Origin of the sequence: Verrucosispora sp. ts21 (assembly GCF_002879555.1) — a bacterium.
In the GTDB taxonomy this organism is placed as follows: domain Bacteria; phylum Actinomycetota; class Actinomycetes; order Mycobacteriales; family Micromonosporaceae; genus Micromonospora; species Micromonospora gifhornensis.
Genome location: NZ_PNOZ01000004.1, coordinates 129,865 through 154,871, shown reverse-complemented (window position 1 = coordinate 154,871; position 25,007 = coordinate 129,865). Strand labels below are relative to the sequence as shown.

Here is a 25,007-nt window from a genome sequence, read left to right as displayed (position 1 = left end):
CCGCATCAAACAGATCCGCGTCATACAGGAAGCCGCCCTCACCCGCATACGACTTCCCCACCGCCTCCGGATCCGGATCGACCAGATCAGCCGGCCAACCCCGGTTCTCCGGGAACAGGCCGACAGCATCCCGCTCCCCCACCACCAGATCCCACAACCCATCCGGTGACGTGACACCCCCCGGGAAACGACACCCCATACCAACGATCACCACCGGATCCTCATCGGCCACCACCACCGCAGCCGGGGCCTGCTCGGCGGCGGGACCGTTGACCGTTGCGACCAGATATTCGGCGATTGCGGCCGGGGTCGGGTGATCGAAGACCAGCGTCGCCGGCAGCGGCAGGCCGGTGAGGGCGGTAAGGCGGTTGCGCAGGTCGACTCCGGTCAGCGAGTCGAAGCCGGCGTCGCGGAACGGCACCTCCGGCAGCACACCGGCCGGGCTGTCGTGGCCGAGCACCGCGGCGGCGGCGGTCCGGACGGTGTCCAGCGCGTACGCGTGCCGTTCCGATTCGTCGAGCCTGGCGGCGTGCGCCGCCCAGTCGCCGCTCGGGGGCGCGGCGGCCCGGCGCGGACGGGCCGGTGCCAGCGCGCGCAGGGGTGCCGGCAGCGGGTCGTCGGTGCGCAGCCGTGCCGGTTCCAGGGCCACCGGCACGAGGACCGGTTCGGATGAACGCAGCGCCCGGTCGAACAGGGCGAGGCCGTGGGCGGGGGTCAGCGGTTCGATGCCGAGCCGGGCCCAGCGGGCGATGTCGGCGTCCCGCAGCGCCGCGCCCATCCCGGTGGTGGTGTCCCACAGGCCCCAGGCCAGTGAGGTGGCGGGCAGCCCGGCGGCGTGCCGGTGCGCAGCCAGGGCGTCGAGGGCGCAGTTTGCTGCCGCGTACCCGGCCTGCCCGGCCGTGCCCAGCACTCCGGCGATCGAGGAGAACAGCACGAACGCGGTCAGCGGCTGGTCGGCCGTCAGGTCGTGCAGGTGCTGGGCAGCGTCCACCTTGACTCGCCACACCCGGTCCAGTTGCTCGTCGGTGAGGGTGGCCACGGTGGCGTCGTCGACCACTCCGGCGGCGTGCACGATCGCGGTCAGCGGGTGCGCGGCCGGGATGGCGGCCAGCACGGCGGCGACGGCGTCGCGGTCGGTGACGTCGGCGGCCACCACGCGGACCTCGGCACCGTTCTCGCGCAGCGCGGCGGTGGCCGCGGCGGCGTCCGGGGCGTCCGGGCCGCGTCGGCTGACCAGGACGAGGTGACGCACCCCGTACGTGGTGACCAGGTGCTCGGCGATCAGCCGGCCCAGCCCGCCGGTGCCGCCGGTGATCAGGACCGTGCCGGCGGGGTCGATCACCGGTGCGTCCCCGGTGGCGGGCGCCGGGCCGAGGCGGGGTGCCAGCAGTGTGCCGCCGCGCACGGCGACCTGCGGTTCGCCGGTGGCGACGGCGGCGGCCACCGCCTCCGGGCCGGCACCGTCGCCGAGGTCGACCAGGGTGACGTCCGGATGTTCGGCCTGGACGCTGCGCAGCAGGCCCCAGACGGCCGCGCCGGCCGGATCGGGGGCGGGATCGCCGGGGGTGCTGACCGCGTGGCGGGTCACCACGGTGAGTGGGCCGGTGAGCCGTTCGCGCACCGTGTGCAGGGCGGTGCGGACGGCGGTCAGCGGGTCGTCGTCACCGTCCAGGGTGAGCACCTCGCGGGGGTCGGCCGGGCGGGACGGGGCGGGCAGTGGCTGCCAGCCGAGTGTCCAGAGCCCGCCGGTGCCGCCGGTGGCGGCGGCCAGGTCGCGGGTGTCCACCTCGCGCAGGGTGAGCCCCTCGATCCGGCCGACCGGGCGGCCGGTGGCGTCGGTGAGGGTGATGGTCACCGTGTCGGGGCCGGCCGGGGTGATCCGGGCCCGCAGGGCGTGGCCGGGTGTGCCGGTCAGATCGGCGCCGGTGACGGTGAAGGGCAGCCGGATGCGGCCCGGGGCGGTGCGGGATGCGGCCTGCAGCACGACCGGGTGCAGGGCGGCGTCGAGCAACGCCGGGTGGATGCGGTAGCGGGCGGGGTCGGCGTCGCTGGGCAGTTCCAGGTCGGCGCAGACCTCGTCGCCGACCCGCCACAGCCGGCGGACCGCGGTGAAGTCGCCGCGATAGTCGTAGCCGGCCTCGGCGAGCCGGGGGTAGAGGTCGGCGATGGGTTCCTCGACCGCACCCGGCGGCGGCCACGGCGCGTCCGCGGGCCCGGTGCCGGCGACGGTGGTCGGGACGAGTCGGCCGGTGACGCAGCGTCGCCAGTCCTGCGGGGCCGCGCCGCTGTCGGCCCGGGCGTGCACGGTGAAGCGGCGACCGCCGTCGGGGTCCGGTTCGTCCACGCTGACCTGGACCTGCAGGGTGCCCTGGGCGGGGACGGCGAGCGGGGCGGCCAGGGTCAGCTCGTCCAGTCGGGTCGCGTCGGCCCGTTCGCCGGCCACCCGGGCCATCTCCAGGAACGCGGTGGCGGGCACCAGCGCAGCGCCGTTGATCACGTGGTCGGCCAGCCACGGCAGGTCCGACCGGGACAGTTCCCCGGCGAGGACCAGGCTGGCCCGGTCGGCCAGGTCCACCGTGGTGTGCAGCAGCGGGTGTGCGGTCGGGTCGGCCGAGGTGCGTGGGGCGAGCCAGTAGCGGTCCAGGTGGAACGGGTACGTGGGCAGGTCCGCCGGCGGTGAGCCGACGCCGATCGAGGCGGGATCGAGCGGGGCGCCCGCGGTGTGTGCGGCGGCCACGGCCAGGATGGCGGTCTCCGGTTCCGGGCGGCCGGCGCGACCGGTGGAGATCACGGTGGCGTTGGCGTCGCCAAGCGTCTGCAGGATCGCCGGGACCAGCGCGGCGTCCGGTCCCACCTCGACGAAGACGGTGGCTCCGAGGGTGCGCAGGCTGGTCACCGCGTCGGCGAACCGGACGGTCCCGCGCAGCTGGCCGGTCCAGTAGGCGGGGTCGGCCAGCCGGTCGCCGGGCAGCCGGTCGCCGGTCGCGGTGGAGATGAACGGCACCTGCGGCTCGGTGACCTCGCGGGCTGCGGCCACCTCGGCGAACTCGGTGAGGATCTCGTCCATGTGGGCGCTGTGGAAGGCGTGGCTCACGCGCAGCCGCCGGGTGCGTCGGCCCTTGACGGCCCAGTGTGCGGCCGCTTCCACGATCGGGTCGGGGTCACCGGAGAGCACCACCGACGTCGGTCCGTTGACCGCGGCCAGGCTCAGTTGCGGGTACGCGGCCAGCGTGGCCTGCACCTCCTGTTCGCTGGCCTGCACCGCCAGCATCGCCCCGCCGGAGCGGGCCCGGTCCATCAGCCGGCCGCGCGCGGCGACCAGGGCGGCCGCCTCGGGCAGGGTCAGCGCCCCGGCCACGTGCGCGGCGGCCACCTCGCCGACCGAGTGACCGGCGACCAGATCCGGTCGCAGGCCGTGGTGGGCCAGCAACCGGGCCAGGGCGACCTCGACGGCGAACAGCGCCGGCTGGGCGTACCGGGTGCGGTGCACGTCCTCGGCGCTGAGCACGTCGGTCAACGCGCGGTCCAGGTGCGGGTCCAGGGCGGCGGCGACCTCGTGCAGCGCGGCGGCGAAGACGGGGAAGGCGTCGGCCAGCTCGGCGCCCATCCCGGGCCGTTGGGCGCCCTGGCCGGCGAAGACGAACGCGACGCGGGCGGGCCGCTCGGCGAGGCCACGGACCACCCGGGCGTCGTCCGTCCCGGTGGCCAGGCTGGTCAGGCCGGCGAGCAGGTCGGTGTGGGTGCGGGCGACGACCGCGGCGCGGTGCGGGAACCGGGTCCGGCCGGCCAGCGTGCGGGCCACGGCGGCGGGGTGGGGGGCGTCGCCGGCGGCCAGTGCGGCGTGCAGCCGGCCGGCCTGCCGGGCGACAGCGTCCGGGTCGCGGGCGCTGATCAGCCAGGGTACGGGCACCTCGGCGGGTGGTTGCGGGTCCGGGTCGCGGGGTGCCTGTTCCAGGATCAGGTGGGCGTTGGTGCCGCTGATGCCGAACGAGGAGACGGCGGCCCGGCGGGTGGCGTCGGTCGGCCACGGGCGGGCCTCGGTGAGCAGGCGCAGCGGGCCGGCCGCCCAGTCGACCCGGGGGGTCGGCGCGTCCACGTGCAGGGTGCGTGGCAGGGTGCCGGTGCGCATGGCCTGCACCAGCTTGATGACGCCGGCGACCCCGGCGGCGGCCTGCGTGTGGCCGATGTTCGACTTCAACGAGCCCAGCCACAGTGGACGTTCGCGGCCGGGCCCGTACGCGGCGGCCAGCGCCTCGGCCTCGATCGGGTCGCCGAGGGCGGTGCCGGTGCCGTGTGCTTCGATGGCGTCGACGTCGTGCGGGGCCAGTGCGGCGTCGGCCAGCGCGGTGTGGATGACCTGGCGCTGGGCCAGGCCGCTGGGGGCGGTCAGTCCGTTGGAGGCGCCGTCGGAGTTGACCGCGGAGCCGCGGATGACGGCCAGCACGGGGCGTCCGGCGCGGCGGGCGTCGCTGAGTCGTTGCAGGACCAGCAGGCCGGCGCCCTCGGCCCAGGCGGTGCCGTCGGCCGCGGCGGCGAACGACTTGCATCGGGCGTCGGGGGCGAGGCCGCGCTGGCGGGAGAACTCCAGGAACATGCCGGGGGTGGCGAGCACGGTGACGCCGCCGGCCAGAGCGGTCGTGGACTCTCCGCTGCGCAGCGACCGGACGGCCAGGTGCAGGGCGACCAGCGAGGACGAGCAGGCGGTGTCCACGGTGAGCGCCGGGCCGGCCAGGCCGAGGTGGTAGGCGATGCGCCCGGACATCACGCTGGGTGTGGTGCCGGTGAGGATGTGGCCCTCGCCGGCGGTGCCGCCGTCGTGCATGCGGGGGCCGTAGTCGCCGCCGGTGCCGCCGACGAACACCCCGGTGCGGCTGCCGCGCAGGGTTTCCGGGTCGATGCCGGCGCGTTCCAGGGCTTCCCAGGCGGTGAGCAGCAGCAGCCGCTGTTGCGGGTCCATGGCCAGCGCCTCACGGGGCGAGATGCCGAAGAAGGCGGGGTCGAACGCGGCGGCGTCGGGCAGGAATCCGCCCTCGCGCACGTAGCTGGTGCCGGGGTGGTCGGGGTCGGGGTGGAACAGGGCGGCGGGCCAGCCACGGTCGGTGGGGAACGGTCCGACGGCGTCGCGTTCGTCGACGATCAGCTGCCACAGCGCGTCCGGGGTGTCGGCGCCGCCCGGGTAGCGGCAGGCCATGCCGACGATGGCGATCGGCTCGCCGGCGGCGGCCGTGGCGTCGGTGCCCGTGGCGGCGGGGGTGCGGCCGGCGAGGTGGGCGGCGAGGGCGTCCGGGGTGGGGTGGTCGAACAGCAGGCCGGTGGGAAGCGTGGTGCCGGTCGCGGCGGCCAACGCGTCGCGTAGTTCGACGGCCATCAGCGAGTCGACGCCGAGGTCGCGGAAGGTGGCCTGACGATCGACCAGGTCGGGGTCGGGCACGCCGAGGACCGCCGCGACGTGCGCGGCCACCAGCGCCGACGTGTCGATCCGCGGCGTTTCGATGGGCCCTGCCGTCGGGACGGGCGCTGCCGTCGGGGTGGGCGGTGCGGCCGGGGTGGGCGGGCGCGCGGGCGCGGCGGCCGGGCCGGTGCCGAAGTCCTGCCGCTGGAAGGCGTACGTGGGCAGCCGCGGCCGCCGTCCGACCGGCGGCGCCCAGACCGCCGGGTCGGTGTGGACACCGCGCACGTGCAGCCGGGCCAGGGCGGTGCGCGCCGACCGGGTTTCGTCGGTTCCGGCGCGCAGCAGCGGCACCGCGACGACGGTGCCGTCGTCGAGTCCGCAGCCGGGGACCAGGGCCGCGCAGACGCCGTCCGGACCGGCCTCGATCATCGCGGGCGCGGCGTCGGCGGCGGCGCGGACGGCCGCGGCGAACAGCACGGGTTCGCGGATCTGGGCGACCCAGTGGTCCACGGTGGTCAGGGCGTCCGCGGCCAGGCCACCGGTGCGGGTGGAGACCACCGGCAGGCGCGGCGGTCGCAGGGTGAGCCCGGCGACGACCTGGCGGAAGGCGGGCAGCATCGGTTCCATCAGCGGTGAGTGGAAGGCGTGGCTGACGGTGAGCCGCTTGACCCGGTGCCCGGCGGCGCGCAGGGCCTGGGCGGCCGCGTCGATCTCCGCGCCGGCGCCGGAGAGCACGGTGGCCCGCACACCGTTGACCGCGGCCACGGCCAGCCGGTCCGGGGTGGCGTCGACGAACGGGCGCAGTCCGTCCGGCGGGGCGTCCACGGCGATCATGGCGCCCCCGGCGGGCAGGTCGCGCATCAGTGCGCCGCGGGCGGCGACCATGGTGCAGGCGTCGGGCAGCGACAGCACCCCGGCGACATGGGCTGCGGCGATCTCACCGATGGAGTGGCCGAGCAGCCGGGCGGTGGTGACCCCCCAGGACTCGATCAGGCGGTACGCGGCGACCTCGACGGCGAACAGCGCAGGCTGGGCCAGGTCGGTGCCGTCGAGCCTGTCACCGGTGCCGATGATGTCGGCCAGCGGGCGGGGCAGCAGCGGGTCGAGGTGTGCGCAGACCTCGTCGAAGGCTGCGGCGTACACGGGGAATGCGGTGCGCAGCCCGAGGCCCATCCCGATGCGTTGCGCGCCCTGGCCGGTGAACAGCACTCCGACGCCGGGATGGGTGGCGGTCTCGCCGGTGACCAGGTGGGCCGAGGGCGTGCCGTCGGCCAGGGCGGTGAGGGCGGCGGTCAGCTCGGCGTGGTCGTCCGCCCACACCGCGGCCCGGTGCCGGAAGGCGGTCCGGGAGGTGGCCAGCGCGTGCGCGAGGCCGGCCAGCGGGGTGGCGGGGTGGCGGCCGGTGTGCTCGAGCAACCGGGTGGCCTGCTCGCGCAGGGCCGGTGCGGTCCGGGCGGAGAGCGTGACCAGCGCGGGGCCGGTCGGCAGGGGGTCGGTCGGGGTGGACGCCGGCGACGGTGGTGGCTCGCCGATCACCACGTGGCAGTTGGTGCCGCCCATGCCGAAGCTGCTCACCCCGGCGATCAGCGGCCGGTCGGGGTGCGGCCACGGGCTGTGCGCGGTGGCGACCCGCAGTCGCAGTTCGGACAGGGGGATGGCCGGGTGGGGTCGGGCGAAGTGCAGGCTGGGCGGCAGCATCCGGTGCCGGATGCTCAGCACGGCCTTGACCAGTCCGGCGATGCCGGCGGCGCCTTCGAGGTGGCCGATGTTGGTTTTCACCGAGCCCACGAGGAGCGGGTCGGCCGGGTCGCGGCCGGCGGCGAAGACGGCGCCGAGCGCGGCCGCCTCGATCGGGTCGCCGACGGGGGTGCCGGTGCCGTGCAGTTCCACGTACTGCACGTCGGCGGCGTCGATGCCGGCGGCGGTGTGCGCCCGGGTCAGCATCCGCTGTTGGGCGTCTGCGCTGGGCACGGTCAGTCCGGTGGTGGCGCCGTCGTTGTTGACCGCGCTGCCGTGCAGGACGGCGAGGACGTCGTCGCCGTCGGCGTGGGCCTGCGTCAGGGGTTTGAGGACCACGACGGCCGCGCCCTCGCCGCGGACGTAGCCGTTGGCGCGTTCGTCGAAGGTGTGGCAACGGCCGTCCGGGGACAGTCCTCCGAAGCGTTGCGCGGTGTGCACGCCGTCGGCGAGCAGGTTGAGGTTGACCCCGGCTGCGACGGCCAGCGGAACGGTGCCGGCGCGGACGGCCTCGGCGGCGAGGTGCACGGCGACCAGTGACGACGACTGGGCGGTGTCGACGACCATGCTGGGGCCGCGCAGATCCAGCGCGTACGAGACGCGGTTGGCGATGAGTCCGCGGTGGGTGCCGGTGTTGGTGTGCCCGGTGACCGCGTCCGGTCCGGCGCGGTGGATCAGGCCGGCCCAGTCGTCGCGCAGTGCCCCCACGTAGACGGCGGTCGGTGTGCCGGCCAGGTCGGCGGGGACGATGCCCGCGTCCTCCAGGGCTTCCCAGACCAGTTCCAGGACGAGCCGCTGCTGGGGGTCGGTGGCTGCGGCCTCGCGCGGGGAGATGCCGAAGAAGGCGGCGTCGAAGTCGCCGGGCCGGTCCAGGAATCCGCCGCGCAGGGCGCCCGGGGTGTGGTCGTCGCCGGAGGGGCGGCGGTCGGCGGGTGCGTCGGTGACGGCGTCGCGGCCCTGGGCCAGCAGTTCCCAGAACGCCTCCGGGTCCGCCGCGCCGGGTAGGCGGCAGGAGAGTCCGACCACGGCCACCGCGGTGTCGGCGGTGTGCGGGGCGCCGGGTGTGTCGGTGGTCGGGGCGTCGGCGTGCGTGTCGTGGGTCATCGCGTTCGGTTGCCCTTCGTCGCTTCCCCTGGGAACCGCAGTCGGCGGTTGATCCGTTTCTATCAATGGATCGGCGACGGAGCGTCAGCGCTCAGTCACGCTCCAGTCGCTCGACTCTCTCGATGACCGTCGATGGAATGACGATTACCGCTGAGTGACTGCACAGTCACCCATGGCTTCTATGTTGTGCCCAACTACCGAAAGGCAGGTGTGTACGCATGACCTCCTCAGTGGACGACACCCAGCTGGCCGACGACGCCCGACAGGTAACCGCCCGGTACGTGAACGCGATGAACTCCGGCGACGCGGAGACGGTGCTCAGCTTCTACACCGACGACGCGGTGACCATCTGGGAACCGGGCAAGCCGCTGCGCGGCCAGGAGCACGTCGACGCGGTACGCGAGTTCGTCGCGTCCCGCCCGTCGATGCGCGCCGAGCTGCGCGAGTCGTACGTCGCCGGCGACGCCGCGCTGCTCGTGGTGGACTGGAGCATCGATCACCCGGACGGCGCGGGCGGCACCACGCACCTGACCGGGACGGGGCTGGACGTCCTGCGCCGGGGCTCCGACGGCAAGTGGCGCTACGCGGTCGACAACGCCTACGGCGACAGTGTCTGAGGTGGCCGCCGTGACCACCGAACTCCCCGAGCTGGCCGAGGCGCACCTCGGCGGACTACTCGACCAGTTGGGCCTGGCCGTGCCCTACTCCCGGGCCAGCGGTGACACCCTCTACTTCGTCGACGACACCGGCGCCGAGGTGGCCGTCGACGACTTCGTCGGGGGGTACGGGTCGCTGATCTTCGGTCACCACCATCCGACCCTGACCCGGCTGCTGCACGACCTGCTGGAGCGCCAGGTGCCGGTGCACGCGCAGTTCTCCCGACACCCGTACGCCAACGACCTGGCCGCCTCGCTGAACCGGGTGCTGCACCGCGAGTTCGGCATCGCGGAGCCCTACCGGGCGATCTTCGCCAACACCGGGGCCGAGGCGGCCGAGTGCGCGCTCAAGCACGCCGAGATGGAACGCGGTCAGCGGGTCGCCGCGCTGATCGCCGAGATCGACACGCACCTGGACGATGCCCGGGCGGCCGCGGCGGCCGGGGCCGGCCTGCCCGGCGACGCGGCCACCGCCCGACTGGGTGCGTTCACCGGCGTGGACGGGCTGATCGCCGCGGTCCGGCAGCACAACACGGCCCAGCTGGCTCGCGGACCGGTGTTCCTGACCCTGGAGAACTCCTTCCACGGCAAGCTCGCGGCCAGCGTGCAGCTCACCCACAATCCGGCCTACCGGTTGCCATTCCGGACGCTTGCCGCACCAGCCCGGTTCGTGCCGGTGGACCGGCCGGGCGCGGTGGCCAAGGCGGTCGAGGCCGAGCGGGTCACGGTGTTCGACCTGGAGTCCGGCGACGGCGCTGTCCGGCTCGTCGAGCGGGACCTGCCGGTGATCGCCGCGTTCTTCGCCGAGCCGGTGCAGGGCGAGGGCGGCATCCGGCCGCTGGACGCCGCTCTGGCGGCCGAGATCCGCCAGGCCGCCGAGGCCGGCGGGTTCCCCGTGGTGGTGGACGAGATCCAGACCGGCGTGGGTCGCACCGGCACCTTCTTCGCCGGCGCACAGGCCGGGCTGCTCGGCGACTACGTGCTGCTGGCCAAGAGCATCGGCGGCGGGCTTGTGAAGAACGCCGTGCTGCTGGTGCGGGACAGCCGCTACCAGCCCGAGTTCGAGCTGGTGCACAGCTCCACGTTCGCCAAGGACGCGCTGTCGTGTCACATCGGACTGGCCGTCGTCGACCTGCTCGAGGCGGACGGCGGGCAGGCGTACCGGACCGTGCGGGAACGCGGCGACGCGTTGCGGGCGGCCCTGGACGGGGTGGCCGAGGCCAACGCGGACGTGGTGGCCGAGGTGCGGGGCCGGGGCCTGATGCAGGGTCTGGAGTTCCGCGACCAGACCGACGCGCCGGCCGGGGTGGTGCGTGACTTCGCTCGCAACGGCCTCTTCGGCTACATGGTCGCGGGGCGGCTGCTGCGGGCGCACCGGATTCGGGTGTTCCCGACCGCCAGCGCGCCGCACACGCTGCGTTTCCAGCCGTCCCTCGCGGTGACCGACGAGGCGATCGCCCGCCTGGTGACCGGGCTGACCGACGTGTGCGCGCTGATCCGCGCCAACGACCCGACTTTGTTGACCGGCTGATCTCCTCCACATCAGCCGGGGTGGCGGCCGCCGATCATCGCGATCGGCGGCCGTCGTCGTGCGGGCCCACCGGGTGGTGCCGACACACGGAAGAAGGCGTCGGGGACGTTCTCGGAGGCTGTCGGTGAGTTCGGGTTCTGCGTCACGTCACCGTCCAGACCGTGACGTCGGCCTTCAAGACCGTGACGTCGGCCTTCAAGACCTGGTCGTGGTCTTGAAGGCCGACGGTCGGGGGCGTCACGCGGCAGGCGCCGCTGTCCGCCTGTTGGTGTTCGGGTGCTTCGGCCGGGTCCCGGTGCGGCTGCGCGCCTCCCGGGGGCCGTGGGTCGGCAGGGTTGTCAGATGCTGTCCGTCGGGCCGGCGTCGGTGCTGGGTGGCCAGGTCGTCGTGGGGTGGAACTCGCCGTCGAAGAACAGCAGTCCGGCGCCGGAGCGGTGGCCGGAGCCGATGACCCTGCCCAGGAAGACCGAGTGGTCCCCGGCCTCGTACACGTCGGCCAGCGCGCACTCGACCCAGGCCAGGCTGTCGGTGAGTAGCGGCGCGCCGGTGAGTGCCCCGGGGATCCAGTCGCCCACCGCGAACTGTGCACTGCCCAGCGGTCGGTCGCGGCTGGCGAAGTGCCGGGCGTACGTCTCGTGCCCGGCCCGGAGCACGGAGGCCGCGAAGTGGCCGGACCCGGTGATCGCCCGGTGCATCACCGCGTTCTTGCCGACGCAGCACAGCACCATGGGTGGTTCCAGCGATACCGAGCTGAAGGCGTTGGCGGTCATGCCGTGCAGGTGGTCGCCGCCGACGGTGAGAACCACGACGCCGGTGGCGAACTGAGACATCGTCGAGCGCATCTGGGCAGCGCCGACCAGGGATGCGTTGGTGGCCGTATCCATGTGCGGTCCTTCCCGCCGTGGTGGCGCGGCCCACGTCCCGACCGACGGCGGGACGCAAGCCGCTGCGGCCTCAGGCGCCGAGGGTCTCGGTGTGCTCGGCCACCGGGCGGTCCACCGCCATGATCCACTTGCCGTCGGGTTCGCGGACCAGCACGTCGGTGCAGCGGCCGGTGATCCGTTGCCGGGTGCCGTCGGCGGCGGTCACCTCCAGCTCGAAGCCGACGATGATGAGCGAGGTGTCGCCGGCCACGACGGAGTCGCGCACCACCGAGTGCAGTTTGGGGCCGGTGGCCAGCAGCTTGGTGATCGCCTCGGTGCGGGCCGCGCCGGCGAGTGGCTGGCCGGACAGGTTGGAGATCGCGTCCGAACGGTAGAGCAGGTCGAACAGGTCACCCCGGCCGGAGTTGAACGCGGCCAGGAAGACCGCGTTCTGGGTCTCCGGGTCGTCGGTCAGTTCCAGGCTCAGGTTGCTCACGTCGGTCTGGGTCATCGTGTCCTCACTTCCGGGTGGGGATCGGTACGTTCGGCGCACCACAACACATTCAACGGCATCAATTCTGATTCCCGGTAATCAACCTCTCACGCAGCGTTCCATGCGGGTTACCGGGCAGCCACGGGACGCTCGTCGACGACCTCCTGCGCTGCCGGGTGCGACACCCCGGACGCGCGGATCAGGTCCGCGGCGCGCTCACCGATCATCACGGCGTGGGCGTGGGTGTGACCACGCGGCGCCTCGGGGATCACCGACGCGTCGGCCACCCGCAGCCCGGTCACGCCGTGCACCCGCAGGTCGGCGTCGACCACGTCACCGAAGCGGCAACTGCCGACCGGGTGGAACACCGTCTGCGCCCGCTGCCGGACGTACTCGGCCACCGTGCCGTCGGCCGGCCACGGCACCACCGGCCCCTGGTGCAGGGTGCGCAGGGCCGCGGAGTCGAGGATCCGTTCGGCGAACCGGACGCCCGCCACGAAGGTCTGCAGGTCGGCGTCGTCGGTGAGGTAACCCGGGTCGATGCGCGGCGGGGTGTGCGGGTCGGCGCTGCCCAGGGTGAGCCGGCCCCGGCTGCGGGGGCGCAGCAGCACGACGCCGAGGGTGTAGCCGGGGATCGGGGTGCCGGTGTCGTCGAACGCCATCGGGGACCAGATCAGCTCCACGTCCGGTGCGCCCGCCGCGCCGTCGGCCCGCAGCAACGCCACCGCCTCGCCGATGTTGGAGGTCAGCGGGCCCATGCGATCGCGTTGGTAGCGTTCCTGGCCGTCCTGCAGGAAGCGGGTCGCGTCATCGGCCCGGACCGCCAGATCGAGGATCATGTGGTCGTGCAGGCCGCGTCCAACGGCGGGCAGCTCCACCTGTGGGCGCACCCCGGCCGCGTGCAGGTCGTCCGGGTCGCCGATGCCGGAGAGCAGCAGCAGGTGCGGCGAGCCGACCGTCCCGGCGCTGAGCACGATCTCGCGGCGGGCGGTGACGGTCCGGTCGGCCAGTCGCACGCCGGTGGCGCGGTGGCCGGCGTCGATCAGCACCCGGTGCGCCTGGGCGCCGGTGAGCACGGTCAGGTTGGGGCGGTGCAGGGCCGGCCGGAGGTACCCGTCCGCGCTGCTCCACCGGGCGCCGTCGCGCTGGGTGACCGGGGTCAGCGCGTACCCACGGTTGTCCGGACCGGCCAGCCCGCCGTCGACCGGCGCGAGCCCGACCTCCGCGCACGCCTGCAGGAAACGCAGGCTGCTGGCGTCCGGGTCTCGCTGGGGTGAGATCCACAACGGGCCGCCGGTGCCGAGCGCTCCCCTGTCCTCGGCGGGGCCCGCCCAGTGCTCGGCCCGGCGGAACCAGGGCCGGACCTGCTCCCACGACCAGGACGGCGGCCACGACGTGAAGTCCTCGGCGTGACCGGGCACCCACATCTGGAAGTTGGTCGCCGACGAGCCGCCCAGCACCCGGCCGCGCGGCCAGCGCACCTCCCGGCCGCCCAGGTGTGGCTGGGGCAGGGTGCCGAAGTCCCAGTCGAGCTCGGAGCCGATCAGCTCCAGGGCGCCCAGCGGGACCCGGATGTCCGGATGGTCGTCGGGGCCGCCGGCTTCCAGCAGCGCCACGGTGACGGTCGGATCCTCGGACAGCCGGGCGGCCACCGCGCACCCGGCCGATCCCGCCCCCACCACCACGTAGTCGAATTCCACTGTTCCTCCTCGCGATGCGGTTGGCACGGGCGGGACCGGCCGGGATCCGGTCACCTGAACGCGTAGTGCGTCACCTGTTCGGCCGCGCGCAGTCCGGACTCGATCGCCCCTTCCACGTAGCCGCTCCACCCGCTGGCGATGTCGCTGGTGGCGAACGAGATCCGGCCCTGGGGGCGTTGGATCGCGTCGAGCAGCCCGGTCAGCTGGCCGGGCCGGCGGAAGGACCAGCCGCCGCGCGCGTACGGGTCGGCGCCCCAGTTCTGGCCCTTGACGGCCAGCACCCTCGCGTCCGGCACGACCAGCCGTACGGCACGTTCGACCTGTGCCACGTTGTTGACGTTGAGCCGACGGTCGTTGCTGAACCCGACCATCAGCTGGCTGTCCGCGAGCTGCTTGATCGGCACCAGGGTGTCCACCGGGTATCCGTCGGGGGTGTGCACGTAGGTGTTGCCGAGCGAGGTACGCAGCCGCAGCCAGAACTTCTGCGCGCCGGGCACGCCGAAGGTCTCGCTGGAGGCGCGCCGCCGTTGCAGGCTGAGGCCCGGTGCGAAATCGATTGTGTTCCAGACGTTCACCGGGACCGCGACCACGACCGAGGAGGCGGTGTACGACATGCCGGCCCTGGTGCGGACGGTCACCTCGCGGCCGTTGTCGGTGATGGACCGCACCGGCGAGTTGAGCCGCAGGTCGGCTGCCGCCTCGTTCAGGATGGCCTGGGCGAGTCCGGTCATGCCGCCGGCCGGTCGGAAGGTGTTGATGCCGTAGTACTGCTCGGCGTTGTAGTTGCACAGCGCCCACCAGTGCAGGAACTGCGTGTACGCGCCGCGGTCGGATCCCCCGCCGAGCCCGCCGGTGGCCCCGGAGAGCCACTTCTCGTCCAGGGTGCTCAGGCCCATGGCGTTGAGTCGGTCGCGGATGCTGTACGAGTCGACGAGGCGCAGCACGTCGGCCTGGGCCATCGGGTCCGTCGGGTCGGAGAACACCTGCGGTGCCTGTTCGCAGAACTGGGTGAGCAGCTCACCCTGCCGGCCGAACGCCTCCTCGGGGCTGAAGTAGCCGAAGCCGGTGGCGGTCGGGAACAGCGCCCGGTCGGCCTCCGGGTCGGCGACGAGGCCGATTCCCTGGTCCTCGATCTCCTGCCACACGTGGGTCTGCATCGGGTCGACCCAGACGCCACCCATCTCGACCTGTTCGCCCTGGAAGGTGCTGGTCCAGGTGCGTCCGCCGATGCGGTTGCGTGCTTCCAGGATCAGCACGCGCAGTCCCTTGCGCCGCAGGTCCCGTGCCGCGGTGATGCCGGCGAAGCCGGCGCCGACCACGATGACGTCGTACGCGTGGCGTCTGCGGGTCGCCGATGCCTGCGATGGACGCAGGATGGTGTGCGCGGCGGCGGCCGCCGTGACCGCGGTCAGGACGCCGCGCCGGGTGAGCGGCAGTCCGGACAATGTGGTGTTGCTCATTGGTGTCGTCCCCTGTGGGATTTGGTGGGTTGGATTTACAGGAAAGGTGTGTCCGGGTCGAGTCCGACGAGGACCCGTCCGTGCACCTCCAGACTCATGTCCGGGGACATGAGGCCGTGTGTGGTGAGGCCGAGCAGGTCGCGGTGGAAGCGCTGGAACGGCGCGAACTTGCTCAGCGCGGAGGCCCCGGCGATGGTGTGCAGGTCCTGCACGGCCTCCTTGACCAGCTGGATCGCGGTGCCGGCCTGGCCGCGCACGGCGGCCTTTTCCTCCCAGGTGGGGTCCTCGCCGGCGTCGGCGCGGCGTTGCAGCATGTCCACGTAGGACGCGGACAGCGTCTCGGCGGCGGTGATCTTGTTGGCGGCCAGGGCGACCCGGTGTTGAATCAGCGGGTGCTGCCGCTGGTCGGTCCAGGACGTGTAGGCCAGGCCGCGTCCGGGAAGCCGCTCCAGGAACAGCTCAAGCGCCGCCTTGGCCATGCCGATGTAGGCGGCCGCCGACTCGGCCACCACGTAGCTGATCAGGCTGTAGGAGCGGCCCGGTGCGGTGGGGGTGCGGCCGGGGGCACCGGTGGTCAGCGCCTCCTCGCCGGTCACGACGCGGTGCGCGGGTACGAACAGGTCCCGGGCGGTGGTGGTCGACGAGCCGGTGGCGGCTGCGGCGGTGACGTGCCAGTCATCGGCGATGCTCAGGTCGGACATCGGCACCATGGCGAACACCTCGGTCTCGGTGCCGTCCGGCTCTTCGACGATCGCGGCGAGCAGGTCCCAGTGGGCGCCCCGACAGCCGGAGTTGAACCGCCACGAGCCGTTGAGCAGGTAGCCGCCGCCGGTCGGGACGGCCTTCGCGGTCGGGGTGAAGCCGCCGGAGATGCGTACCGAGCCGCCGGCGAAGATCTCCTCCTGCGTCTGGTCCGGGTAGAGGGTGGCCATCCAGGCGGTGGACACCCACGCCACGGCGGCCCAGGCGGTGGAACCGCAGCCGCGGGCGATCTCGGTGAGCACGGCGACCTGCTCGGGCAGCGGCGCGTCGAGGCCGCCGAAGCGCTTCGGCACGGCCAGCCGGAACACGCCTGCCTTGTCGAGCAGTTCGGTGTTCTCGTCGAGGATCCAGCGTCGTTCCTCGGATTCCAGGCCGTTGTCGCGCAGCCTCGGCACGATGTTGCGGACCGCGTCCAGCACCTCGCTCATCGGGGGTCTCCTTCGTCTCGGGTCAGCAGTGCGGGCAACGTCTCGTGACCGTTGGAGATGAACGAGCCCAGCGGCCGCAGTTGGTCCACCGGTTGCGCGAGACGCAGGTCCGGGAACCGGTCGAACAGGGCGGACAGGCCGATCGCCGCCTCCAGTCGGGCCAGCGGCGCGCCCAGGCAGCGATGCACGCCGTAGCCGAATGCCAGGTGGTCGCGGCGGGTGGGCCGCAACGGGTCGAACTGCGCGGCGGTGTCGCCGTACACGCCGGGGTCGCGGTTGCCCGCGCCGAAGGCGATGACGATCGGGTCACCCTGGGCGATGACGGCGTCACCGAGGTCGATGTCGGTGACCGCGTACCGCAGCGGCAGGTTGGGAAACGGGGTCTGCAGGCGCAGCGATTCCTCGATCACGTCCGCCCAGTCCAGGTCGCCGCGACGCAGGGCGTCGAGTTGCTCGGGATGGCTGAGCAGCAGGACGATGGTCTGGTCGAGCAGGTTCACCGTCGTCTCGTGGCCGGCGGTGAACATCAGCAGCACGGTGTCCACCAGCTCGCGTTCGCTGAGCCCACCGCCGTCCTCGTCGTGTGCCTGGATCAGGCCGGTGGTGACGTCGTCGCCGGGTTGGCGGCGTTTGATCTCGACCAGCTCGTGCAGCAGCCGGTAGAGCTCGACCTCGTTGGCCTTGGCCTGCTCGGGCGTGGCGGCGGTGTCCATGATCTCGTGCACGGTGCGCAGCAGCGGGCCGCGGATCTCGTCGGGGATGCCCAGCAGCACGGAGATCACCTCGACCGGCAGCGGGTAGGCGAACCGTTCCCGCAGGTCGACCACCTGGCCGGCGGGCGTGCGGCCCAGGTCGGCCAGCAGGTCGGCGGTGACCGCCTCGATGCGCGGGCGCATCGCCTCGGTGCGGCGCGCGGTGAACGCCCGGGCCACCAGCTTGCGCAGGCGTTTGTGGTCGGCGCCGTAGGCGGTGATCATGTTGCGGTCGGCCACCCACATCGCCAGTGACCAGGTACGGGCCAGCTCGCTCTCGCCGCCACCCCAGGCCGGCCAGTGCTGGTAGGTGTCCCGGGAGACCCGGTCGTCGGTGAGCAGCTGCTTGATCAGCGCGTGGTCGGTGACCCACCACGCGGTCACGTCGCCGGGCAGCAGCACCTGGACGGCCCGGCCGAGCGCACGCAGGCGCTCGCCCTCGCCGTGGATGTCACGTCCGGCCGTGTCGATGACCGGGATGCTCAGCCGGCTGGTCATTCGAACCGGCTCGCGTCCTGGTCGCGCAGGATCTGGCAGATGTCGCGGAAGCCGGCGTCCACCCGCGCGATCTCCTCGTCGGACAGGTAGATCGACGGCTCGAAGCGCATCGTCTCCAGGTTGCTGGCGGTGGAGAAGATCCGGATCTGGTGCTTGCGCAGCAGGTGGCCGCCGATGATGAAGGCGAGTGCCTCGTGCTCGACGGCCTCGCGGATCTCCGGTGACGACGAGTTGGACTGGTCGTGCAGCTCGAAGCCGAGCATCAGGCCGACGCCGCGCACCTCCCTGACGACATCGGGATAGTCGGCCTTGATCGCCTCCATCATGGCCTTGGCCTTGGCGCCCCGTTCGGCGGCCAACTGGTACGCCTTGCCGTCCTCGGCCTCCAGCATCTGCAGCACCTTGAGCGCCAGTCGGCTGGAGAAGCCGTCCCGGCCGTAGGTGGAGGTGTGGATCAGCTCGATGTCCTTGCGGTAGCGGTGTTCGTTGACCAGGACGACGCCGAGCTTGGCCAGTCCACCGCCGAGGGCCTTGGCCAGGATGATGTAGTCGGGCTTCAGGCCGATCTGGGTGCCGGCGAGGAAGGTGCCCGAGCGGCCCATCCCGGACTGGATCTCGTCGGAGATCAGCGGTACGCCGATCGTGTCGCACGCCTCGCGCAGTGCGCCGGCCAGCTGCGCCGACAGCGGGAAGATGCCTGCCTCACCCATGATCGGCTCGATCAGGAAGGCGGCGAACACCGGGAAGTCGCGCTCGACCAGGTCGACCACGCCGTCCTGCACCGTGATGTCGAGCAGGGTGGCCCGTTCGTCCTCGACGACCTTGGCGATCAGCTCGGGACGGTCACGGGGGATGAAGCGGGCCTGCGCGGCGAGCGCCTTGAACGGGCCCCGGAACTCGGCGTTGTGAGTGAGCTGGACGCTGCTGACCAGCTTGCCGTGGAAGCCGCCCTCCAAGGCGAGGAACAGCGGCGGGCGAGCCTCGGTCTGCGCGTTGCGGCGGGCCACCTCGGCAGCCAGCAGGTCGAAGTCGGCGCCGCCCACCAGGGCGGCCGCGTCGGCGGAGAGCCGGGCGCCGTCGGCGACGGCGGTGCGCGCCTGCTCCACATGCGTGTCGATCTCCGCCTTCAGCTCGGCGATCCGCGCCCCGCGGTCCATTTCGGCGTGCTTGATGCTGATTTCGACGGCCTCGGCACCGGAGTTACCGAAAAGGGCGAAGAATTTGTCGTCGGTCTGCAACTCGCGCCGGATGACGGCATTGAGCTCAGCGGCCAGGTTGAGCGCGAAAGAATAGCCGGAGAACTGCGCGTGCACGGGGGTCTGCTGGTCGAGCAGCCATTTCGCGTGCTCGACGATTTCCGGGTTGTTGTGGCCGAACATGAGGGAGCCGAATCCGCTGGCCGCGTCGAAGACCCCGACCTCGGTGCCGTCGTCGGCCAGGTAGTACAGGGTGTTCCCGCGGGCACGGACGTACTTCAGCGCGAGACCGAACTCGGTCAGCACTTCGACCAGATAGGAGTCCGCGAATTCGGGCGCGCCAGGAGAAGAGGTCATCTTTACCGTCTCCGATCAGGAAAGGTTCCGGCGGATATCGAAGATCTGCGGCCCGCGCGGTTTTAGCGAGCGACAGGTCTTGTATATCGTGAGTTCCTGTCGTGTCCGGTCATCGCGGGTTCACCGACCGGCGAATGGGCACGCGAAGGGCAGCCGATTACCGGACGATTAACGCTGCGGCCGTGGGTCAGTCGTCGAAGACCAGCCGCCGGGCCTCGCTCAACTCCATCAGCCGTCCGTCGCCGACGTGCTTGGCGAAGGCATCGCCCACGGCGGCGACCCCGCGGGCGGTGATCCGGTCCACGTCGCCGCGCTCCGCCGGGGGCAATGGCGCGCCCGCGCCCGCGCGGACCGCCTGGGCGGCGCCGGACAGCAGCGCCGCGCGTTCGTGGTCGCCGAGCAGCGAGTAGGTGCCTGCGACACCCTCCAGGGACAGCGCGATGGTCCGCGGGTCACCGGTCCCCCACGCCGCCACACTGCCCTCACGGTGCAGGCGCAGTGCGGTCTCGGCGTCTCCGCGCTGCTCGGCGACGAAGCCGAGTTCGGCCAGGATCAGCGCGACGCCGTACTCGCCGTCGAGCTGTCGGCACCAGTCGAGCCAGCGCCGCAGGTGCATCTCGGCCGCGTCGAGGCGGCCCTCGCGGCGGGCGACCAGGCCGAGGCCCACCTCGGCGAACTGCTGCCCGAAGGTGTAGCTCTGCTCGGCGGCCAGCCGCAACGCCCGCTCATGCAGCTCACGCGCCTGCGGGTAGTCGCCACCGAGCAGCGCGATTCGGCCCAGCCCGGACATCTTGGTGGACGCCTCGTTCCACAGCCCCAGGGCTTCGGCGATCCGCAGCCCATCGCGGTGCAGGCGGGCCGCCTCGTCGTAGCGGCCGAGCACTTCGGACAGCGATGCCAGGGCATCGGTGGCCTGCAGCCGGCCCCAGCCGTCACCCAGGTCGCGGAACAGGGCCGCGCTCTCCTCGCCGTACTGACGGGTGGCGTCGAGATCTCCCCGCAGGATGCTGCGGGTGGCCAGCGCGGCCAGCGCCGCCGCGGTCCCCCAGGCGTAGTCGAGGTTGCGGAACTCGCCCAGCGCCCGGTCCAGGTACTTCTCGGCGCTGTCCTGGCCACCGAATCCGATCCGGGTGAACCCCAGGAACCACCGGACGATGGCCCGGTCCACGGGATCGGCCACCTCGTTCTCCAGTTCGTCGAACCGGTCGAGGTCGTAACTGGCATCTCCGGCGCGCAGCCCGAAACCCGCCTGCCAGGCCAGGGCGGTGGCGCGCGGGGAGCCGCCGTCGGTCGGTGAGCCGTCGAGGGCGACGCTGAACGCCCGCTTGGCCTCGGCCAGCCGGCCCCGCAGGAACCAGTACCAGGCCAGCGCGTTGACCATGCGCAGGGCCAGACCGTTCGCGCCGAGCCGGGCCCCGGCGTCCAGTGCTGCCCGGAAGTTGGCCCGTTCGGCGTCCATCCGTTCCAGCCACCGGCGCTGGCTCGGTCCGCGTAGGTGCGGCAGCACCCGTTCGGCCAGGTCCGCGTGGTAGCGGGCGTGCCGCAACCGGACGTCAGCCTCTTCGCCGGCCTCCCGCAACCGCTCGGCGCTGTAGGCGGCGACGGACTCCAACAGGCCGTAGCGGCGTACCCCGGCGACGTCGGTCACGGTGACCAGCGAACGGTCGACCAGTCGGGCGACCAGGTCCAGCACGTCGGCGCGGCCGACCACACCGCCGGCGCAGACGTCCTCGGCCATCTGCAGCGGGCAGCCACCGCTGAACACCGCGAGGCGGCGCAGCACCACCCGTTCCGGCTCGGTCAACAGCTCCCAGGTCCAGTCGAGCGCGGCGCGCAGGGTCCGATGCCGGGCCGGCGCACCCCGCATTCCCTGGGTCAACAGGGCAAACCGGTCCTCCAGCCGGGCCGCCAGTTCGTGCACCCCGAGGGCCCGCACCCGGGTAGCGGCCAGTTCCAGGGCCAGCGGCAGGCCGTCGAGGCGACGGCAGATCGCATCGACCGCCTCGACGGTGCTCTCGTCCAGCACGAACCCGGCCGACGCGTCGGTGGCTCGGGCCACGAACAGCTGCACCGCGCTGGACGTGGCGGCCTGCGCCAACGAGGTGGGCAGCGCCAGCGGCGGCACCGTCCACAACCGCTCTCCCGCGATGCCCAGCGGCTCCTGGCTGGTGGCCAGCACCCGTACTCCCGGGGCGGCCTGCAGCACCAGCCCCACCAGCTGGGCTGCGGCAGCGACCACATGTTCGCAGTTGTCCAGCACCAGCAACATCTGCTTGGCCCGTACGGCACTGATCAGCCAGTCCTCCCGGGCGGTCGTCCGCACCCCCAGCGCGATGGCGACCTGGTCGGCGACGGCGGAGAACGGGTCCGGCTCGTCCGGGCCGGCGGCGACGATGGACAGTTCCACCAGCCACACCCCGTCCGGGTACTGACCGGCGACCTGCCGGGCGGCGGCCAGCGCGAGACTGGTCTTGCCGACCCCGCCGATGCCGTGCAGCGTCACCAGACGGCTGGCCTCCAGCAGGGCCCGTACCTGCACCACCGCGGCGTCGCGGCCGATCAGGCCGCTGACCGGCGCGGGCAAGTTGGTCACCGGACGCGCGGTGGTGGTGATCGGGGTGGGCGACGGCGCCAGCACCGGGTCACGTTCCAGAATCGACTGCCGCAGCGTGACCAGTTCGGCGCCCGGTTCCACTCCGAGTTCCTCGGCCAGCAGCTCGCGCAGCTCGTCGAAGCCGGCCAGCGCCTCGCTCTGCCGGCCGCTGCCGTACAGGGCCCGCATGTGCGCGGCGCGCAGCCGCTCCCGCAGCGGGTGACGCACCACCAGGTCGGCCAGTTCGCTGGCCAGGAGGCGGTGCTCGCCCAACTCCAGCATCGCGTGCGCCCGGTCCTCCAGGGCAGTCAGCCGCTGCTCCTCCAGACGGGCGATGGCCGGGCGGGCGAACTCGGCATCGGTGAAGTCGGCAAGCGCCGGTCCACGCCACTCGGCGAGCGCGTCACCCAGGATCGACACGCGGTCGCGGGTGTCGGTGGCGGCACGCGCCCGGCGCAGCCGGTATTCGAACCGGCGGGCATCCACGTCGTGGTCGGACACGTCGAGCAGGTAGCCCGGGGGGCGGGACACCACCACCCGGGTGCCCGCACCGGACTCGGCCTTCTCCAGCGCACGGCGCAGCTGCCACACGGTCGTGTGCAGGGCGCCGATCAGGTTGCCGGGTGGCTCGTCGCCCCACAGGACGTCGGCCAGCGCGTCCGCGGACACCGGCCGACCCTCGTGCACCAACAGCACCGCCAGCAGCGTCCGGACCTTGTGGCCGGGCAGGTGTGCCGGGCGGTCGTCCGCGGGCCACACGGCCAGGTTCCCCAGAATGCCGAAACGCATAGACACATACGATACGGGGTCTCAAGCACACGCTGAGTCATGGGAGTTGCTACGCAGAGAGATTGGCCCGCGGCGTAAGAGCGGACCGAGAGAGTTCTTGGAGAGTCAACCGGCAGATTGTGCGCAGAGCAGGGTGGCCGATCGTGCCCGCCCGAGGAACGCCCGTCAACAAAAGGGGATTCAACATGGCTGCGGACAGCCGCGCACCAGTCACCGTCATCGGCCTCGGCGCGATGGGTTCGGCCCTGGCCCGGGCCTTCCTCGCCGCCGGACACCCGACGACGGTCTGGAACAGGTCACCCGACAAGGCCGACGACCTCGTCGGTCAAGGAGCGGTGCGGGCCGCGACGGTCGCCGACGCGATGTCGGCCGGCAACCTGATCGTGATCTGCGTCCTCGACTACCGGGCGATGCGCGAGATCATCGACTCCACCGGCGACTCGCCCACCGACCGGGTGATCGTGAACCTCACCTCCGGCACGCCGGGCGACGCCCGCGCCACGGCGGCCTGGGCCCAGGAGCAGGGCATGGAGTACATCGACGGCGCGATCATGGCGACGCCGTCGATGATCGGCTCGGAGGAGACGCTGATCTTCTACGGCGGCCCGCAGGAGGTGTACGACGCGCACGCCGACACCCTGCGGTCCATCGCCGGCGCGGGCACCTACCTCGGGGAGGAGCCGGGGCTGCCGTCGCTGTACGACGTGGCCCTGCTCGGCCTGATGTGGACCACCTGGGCCGGCTTCATGCACTCGGCGGCACTGCTCGCCTCGGAGAAGGTACCCGCAGCGGCCTTCCTGCCCTACGCGCAGGCCTGGTTCGAGTACGTCATCTCCCCGGAGGTGCCGAACCTGGCAACCCAGGTCGACACCGGCGCCTACCCGGACAACGACTCCACTCTCGGGATGCAGACGGTGGCCATCGAACACCTGGTCGAGGCCAGCCGTACGCAGGGCGTGGACCCGACCCTGCCGGAGTTCCTGCACGCCCGGGCCGAACAGGCCATCCGACGCGGGCACGCGGGCGACGGCTTCGGCGCCGTGTTCGAGGTGCTGCGCGCACCCGCAGCCCAGTAGCCCAGTCCCGACAAGCAGTGCCTGAACGGCGGACACAGACCCGCCATCACGAGCGGAGGTACCAGACGTGTCGGTGAGGACGCAACCACGAGCCGGAGTGCGCGAGTGGCTCGGCCTGGCAGTGCTCGCCCTACCCACGTTGCTGTTGTCGGTAGATGCGACAGTGCTCTACCTCGCGTTGCCGCACCTGACGACGGATCTGTGGCCGACCGCGACGCAGACGCTGTGGATCGTCGACATCTACGGATTCATGATCGGAGGATTCCTCATCACCATGGGCACCCTCGGCGACCGCATCGGCCGCCGACGGTTGCTCATGATCGGTGCGCTCGCGTTCGGGGCGGCGTCGGTGCTGGCGGCGTACGCCACCGACCCCACCGTCCTGATCGCGGCGCGGGCCCTGCTCGGCGTGGCCGGCGCCACCCTGATGCCGTCGACATTGGCGCTGATCACCACCATGTTCCGGGACCCGGCCCAGCGGGGCATGGCGATCGGTGTGTGGGCGGCGTGCTTCTCGGCCGGTCTGGCCGCAGGTCCACTGATCGGCGGCGCGCTGCTGGAGCTGTTCTGGTGGGGCTCGGTGTTCCTGCTGGCCGTACCGGTGATGGTGGTGCTGCTGGTGGCCGCGCCGGTTCTGCTGCCCGAGGCGAAGGATCCGCAGGCCGGCCGGATCGACCTGGTGAGCGTGGCGCTGTCGCTGGCCGCGATGCTGCCGGCGATCTACAGCCTCAAGGTGATCGCGACCGAGGGCATCGAGGTGGGTGCGTTGGTCGCGCTGGTGGCCAGTGTCGTGTTCGGGGTGCTGTTCGTACGCCGGCAGCGGACCCTGGCCGACCCCCTGCTGGATCTGCGGCTGTTCGCCCGGCCGTCGTTCGTCGGGGCCCTGCTCGCCCTGCTGGTGGGCCTGGCCGTGGTGGGCGTGGTCTACCTGTTCGCCACGCAGTACCTGCAGATGGTCTCCGGTCTGTCGCCCCTGGCTGCCGGGTTGTGGCTCCTCCCGTCGGCCGTCGCGATGATCGTCACCTCGATCGCCGCGCCGGTGCTGGCCCGCAAGGTCGCCCCTGGGTTGCTGGTAGCGGCGTCGCTTGTCGTCTCGGCGGTGGGTTACGTGCTGCTGGCCTTCGTGGACGGCCCGAACGGGATGGCACTTGTGGTCGCCGGCCTGGTCGTGATCTACCTCGGCATCGGACCGATGATGGCGCTGGGCACCGACCTGGTGGTGAGCCGGGCCCCGGCCGAGCGGGCAGGATCGGCTGCCGCGATGTCGGAGACCAGCATGGAGTTCGGGCTGGCCCTGGGTGTGGCCGTACTCGGCAGCCTCGGCGCTGCGGTGTACCGGTCGGAACTGCCCGGCGGCACGCCGGCGGAGGCGACGGAGTCCCTGGCCGGCGCGCTCGCGGTCGGCAACGCGGACCTGGTGGCGGCGGCCCGCGAGGCGTTCACCTCCGCGCTGAACGCGGTCGGCTGGGCCGGTGCGGTCGCCGCCGTGGGGATCGCGGTCGTGACCGCTCTGCTGGTACGGGGTCCTGAGGCCGGACCGACCCAGCCGGTGATGGAGGAGGCAGCGACCAGCCGCAACTGACATCTACGGCGGGTCGTCGCACCAGACAACAAAAACAG

General features: G+C 72.7%; 13 protein-coding genes. 4 read left to right on the top strand and 9 right to left on the bottom strand.

The genetic code is table 11. From position 1 onward, the window contains the following. A partial coding sequence (locus C1A38_RS02940) for a type I polyketide synthase (protein WP_146017415.1) occupies window positions 1-8,233 on the bottom strand: 8,233 nt, incomplete at its 3' end. A gap of 218 nt (window positions 8,234-8,451) precedes the next feature. On the opposite strand from C1A38_RS02940, the gene C1A38_RS02935 reads away from it, so the two are divergent. Both C1A38_RS02935 and C1A38_RS02930 read left to right on the top strand, forming a co-directional pair. Continuing rightward, entirely contained in the window at window positions 8,452-8,850 is a 399-nt protein-coding gene (locus C1A38_RS02935; RefSeq protein ID WP_233196579.1) for a YybH family protein, read from the top strand. A 10-nt stretch (window positions 8,851-8,860) separates the two neighbouring features. Further along, on the top strand, window positions 8,861-10,420 hold the full coding sequence (locus tag C1A38_RS02930) for an aspartate aminotransferase family protein (RefSeq protein ID WP_102656277.1): 1,560 nt from the start codon (window positions 8,861-8,863) through the stop codon (window positions 10,418-10,420). A 338-nt stretch (window positions 10,421-10,758) separates the two neighbouring features. Here C1A38_RS02930 and C1A38_RS02925 read toward each other — a convergent pair whose 3' ends face one another. The 8 genes from C1A38_RS02925 to C1A38_RS02890 all read right to left on the bottom strand — a co-directional run bounded on the left by C1A38_RS02925 (window position 10,759) and on the right by C1A38_RS02890 (window position 22,311). Next, window positions 10,759-11,304, bottom strand: a complete 546-nt coding sequence (locus C1A38_RS02925; RefSeq protein ID WP_102656265.1) for a flavin reductase family protein — start codon at window positions 11,302-11,304, stop codon at window positions 10,759-10,761. Between the two features lie 70 nt (window positions 11,305-11,374). Next, complete coding sequence (locus C1A38_RS02920; RefSeq protein WP_102656264.1) at window positions 11,375-11,794, bottom strand: YybH family protein; 420 nt, start codon at window positions 11,792-11,794, stop codon at window positions 11,375-11,377. Window positions 11,795-11,904: 110 nt separating this feature from the next. Beyond that, entirely contained in the window at window positions 11,905-13,476 is a 1,572-nt protein-coding gene (locus C1A38_RS02915; protein ID WP_102656263.1) for a GMC family oxidoreductase, read from the bottom strand. Between the two features lie 50 nt (window positions 13,477-13,526). Then, window positions 13,527-14,936 (bottom strand): flavin monoamine oxidase family protein, encoded by a 1,410-nt coding sequence (locus C1A38_RS02910; protein WP_102656262.1) that lies wholly within the window; start codon window positions 14,934-14,936, stop codon window positions 13,527-13,529. 35 nt (window positions 14,937-14,971) lie between these two features. After that, window positions 14,972-16,126 carry an acyl-CoA dehydrogenase family protein gene (locus C1A38_RS02905; protein ID WP_102656261.1) on the bottom strand — a complete coding sequence of 385 codons (1,155 nt, stop codon included), beginning with the start codon at window positions 16,124-16,126 and terminating at the stop codon, window positions 14,972-14,974. After that, window positions 16,123-17,376 (bottom strand): cytochrome P450 family protein, encoded by a 1,254-nt coding sequence (locus tag C1A38_RS02900; protein WP_102656260.1) that lies wholly within the window; start codon window positions 17,374-17,376, stop codon window positions 16,123-16,125. Before C1A38_RS02900 ends, C1A38_RS02905 begins: the two co-directional genes overlap by 4 nt. Then, window positions 17,373-18,929, bottom strand: a complete 1,557-nt coding sequence (locus tag C1A38_RS02895; protein ID WP_233196578.1) for an aspartate aminotransferase family protein — start codon at window positions 18,927-18,929, stop codon at window positions 17,373-17,375. The genes C1A38_RS02900 and C1A38_RS02895 overlap by 4 nt, the downstream gene beginning before the upstream one ends. Window positions 18,930-19,116: 187 nt before the next feature. Next, complete coding sequence (locus C1A38_RS02890; RefSeq protein ID WP_102656258.1) at window positions 19,117-22,311, bottom strand: AfsR/SARP family transcriptional regulator; 3,195 nt, start codon at window positions 22,309-22,311, stop codon at window positions 19,117-19,119. 185 nt (window positions 22,312-22,496) lie between these two features. On the opposite strand from C1A38_RS02890, the gene C1A38_RS02885 reads away from it, so the two are divergent. Both C1A38_RS02885 and C1A38_RS02880 read left to right on the top strand, forming a co-directional pair. Beyond that, window positions 22,497-23,387, top strand: coding sequence for an NAD(P)-dependent oxidoreductase (locus tag C1A38_RS02885; RefSeq protein WP_102656257.1), 891 nt, complete (start codon window positions 22,497-22,499; stop codon window positions 23,385-23,387). A gap of 67 nt (window positions 23,388-23,454) precedes the next feature. Further along, a complete protein-coding gene (locus C1A38_RS02880) occupies window positions 23,455-24,969 on the top strand; it encodes an MFS transporter (protein ID WP_502696912.1) in 1,515 nt (504 codons plus the stop codon). Window positions 24,970-25,007 lie beyond the last annotated feature (38 nt).